The 3,182-nt window shown below is 55.2% G+C and carries 1 rRNA gene; it reads right to left on the bottom strand.

From position 1 onward, the window contains the following. Positions 1–18 precede the first annotated feature (18 nt). Positions 19–3,144, bottom strand: a 23S ribosomal RNA gene (locus AC07YR_RS23155). Between the last annotated feature and the right edge of the window lie 38 nt (positions 3,145–3,182).

Below are 3,182 nucleotides of genomic sequence, written 5' to 3'. Positions count from 1 at the left end.
CGGGTTCACCAATGGTGTGTGGTGTAAGTTATCGGCCTATTAGTACCGGTCAGCTTCACGAGTCGTTAGTCCTCGCTTCCACATCCGGCCTATCAACCCAGTGGTCTGGCTGGGGGCCTCTCACACACAAGGTGTATGGAAATCTCATCTCGAAGCGAGCTTCCCGCTTAGATGCTTTCAGCGGTTATCCCATCCGAACGTAGCTAATCAGCGGTGCACTTGGCAGTACAACTGACACACCAGAGGTTCGTCCGTCCCGGTCCTCTCGTACTAAGGACAGCCCTTCTCAAATTTCCTGCGCGCGCAGCGGATAGGGACCGAACTGTCTCACGACGTTCTAAACCCAGCTCGCGTACCGCTTTAATGGGCGAACAGCCCAACCCTTGGGACCTACTCCAGCCCCAGGATGCGACGAGCCGACATCGAGGTGCCAAACCATGCCGTCGATATGGACTCTTGGGCAAGATCAGCCTGTTATCCCCGAGGTACCTTTTATCCGTTGAGCGACGGCCATTCCACAATGTACCGCCGGATCACTAGTCCCGACTTTCGTCCCTGCTCGAGATGTCTCTCTCACAGTCAAGCTCCCTTGTGCACTTACACTCGACACCTGATTGCCAACCAGGCTGAGGGAACCTTTGGGCGCCTCCGTTACTTTTTAGGAGGCAACCGCCCCAGTTAAACTACCCATCAGGCACTGTCCCTGACCCGGATTACGGGCCGAAGTTAGATGTCCAAAGTGACCAGAGTGGTATTTCAACGATGACTCCACCCGAACTGGCGTCCGGGCTTCAACGTCTCCCACCTATCCTACACAAGCCACTCCGAACACCAATACCAAACTATAGTAAAGGTCTCGGGGTCTTTCCGTCCTGCTGCGCGTAACGAGCATCTTTACTCGTACTGCAATTTCGCCGAGTTTATGGTTGAGACAGCGGGGAAGTCGTTACTCCATTCGTGCAGGTCGGAACTTACCCGACAAGGAATTTCGCTACCTTAGGATGGTTATAGTTACCACCGCCGTTTACTGGGGCTTAAATTCTCAGCTTCGCCTTGCGGCTAACCGGTCCTCTTAACCTTCCAGCACCGGGCAGGAGTCAGTCCGTATACATCGTCTTGCGACTTCGCACGGACCTGTGTTTTTAGTAAACAGTCGCTTCCCCCTGGTCTCTGCGGCCCCGATCCCCTCCCACCAGCAAGTGGTGTTCAAGGTTGGGGCCCCCCTTCTCCCGAAGTTACGGGGGCATTTTGCCGAGTTCCTTAACCATAATTCTCTCGATCGCCTTAGTATTCTCTACCTGATCACCTGTGTCGGTTTGGGGTACGGGCGGCTAAAACCTCGCGTCGATGCTTTTCTAGGCAGCATAGGATCACCGAATCCCCCCATACGGGGGTCCCGTCAGGTCTCAGGCATCATGAACGGCGGATTTGCCTACCGTTCGCCCTACATCCTTGGACCGGGACAACCATCGCCCGGCTCGGCTACCTTCCTGCGTCACACCTGTTAATACGCTTACCTCCCAGGATCAGGTCCCGCGCTCCACCAAAACCCTCACACCACAAGGGTGATCGGGCAGGCTTCGGGCAGTTAGTATCCCCTGTTCAGCATGGGCGGTTTTTCGCCGGTACGGGAATATCAACCCGTTGTCCATCGACTACGCCTGTCGGCCTCGCCTTAGGTCCCGACTTACCCAGGGCAGATTAGCTTGACCCTGGAACCCTTGATCATTCGGCGGACGGGTTTCTCACCCGTCTTTCGCTACTCATGCCTGCATTCTCACTCGTGTAGGCTCCACCGCTGGTTTACACCGCGACTTCACTGCCCACACGACGCTCCCCTACCCATCCACACTCCTGAACCACAAAGGCTTGGATAAAATGTGAATGCCACAACTTCGGCGGTGTACTTGAGCCCCGCTACATTGTCGGCGCGGAATCACTTGACCAGTGAGCTATTACGCACTCTTTTAAGGATGGCTGCTTCTAAGCCAACCTCCTGGTTGTCTTCGCAACTCCACATCCTTTCCCACTTAGCACACGCTTAGGGGCCTTAGTTGGTGGTCTGGGCTGTTTCCCTCTCGACTATGAAGCTTATCCCCCACAGTCTCACTGCTGCGCTCTCACTTACCGGCATTCGGAGTTTGGCTGACGTCAGTAACCTTGTAGGGCCCATTAGCCATCCAGTAGCTCTACCTCCGGTAAGAAACACGCAACGCTGCACCTAAATGCATTTCGGGGAGAACCAGCTATCACGAAGTTTGATTGGCCTTTCACCCCTACCCACAGCTCATCCCCTCCATTTTCAACTGAAGTGGGTTCGGTCCTCCACGACGTCTTACCGTCGCTTCAACCTGGCCATGGGTAGATCACTTCGCTTCGGGTCTAGATCACGCCACTGCAACGCCCTATTCAGACTCGCTTTCGCTACGGCTGCCCCACACGGGTTAACCTCGCGACGTAACACTAACTCGCAGGCTCATTCTTCAAAAGGCACGCCGTCACCAGAATCAGACTGGCTCCGACGGATTGTAAGCACACGGTTTCAGGTACTGTTTCACTCCCCTCCCGGGGTACTTTTCACCTTTCCCTCACGGTACTGGTCCGCTATCGGTCATTAGGGAGTATTTAGGCTTATCAGGTGGTCCTGACAGATTCGCACGGGATTTCTCGGGCCCCGTGCTACTTGGGATACTTCCCAGGCGGTACACAACATTACGGTTACGGGGCTCACACCCTCTCTGGCCGGCCTTTCAAGACCGTTCACCTATGCCTGCACATCACACCTCGCTGGTCCGGCAGAACCAGCACGGGAAGTCCCGCAACCCCGACCATGCAACGCCCGCCGGCTATCACACATGGAACGGTTTAGCCTGATCCGCGTTCGCTCGCCACTACTAACGGAATCACTATTGTTTTCTCTTCCTGCGGGTACTGAGATGTTTCACTTCCCCGCGTTCCCTCCACGCACCCTATGTGTTCAGATGCGGGTCACCAGGCAGCTCGCGCCCCTGGCGGGGTTTCCCCATTCGGACACCCTGGGATCACAGTCCGGTTATCGACTCCCCCAGGCTTATCGCAGATTCCTACGTCCTTCTTCGGCTCCTAATGCCAAGGCATCCACCGTGTGCTCTTAAAAACTTGACCACAAAAGATCAAAAAAACTAATTTTCGAGAGAACCACA

This window comes from Arthrobacter sp. GW460-12-1-14-TSB2, assembly GCF_059423525.1.
The sequence above is the reverse complement of the archived record's forward strand: the minus strand, read 5'-3'. Positions and strand labels throughout refer to the sequence as shown.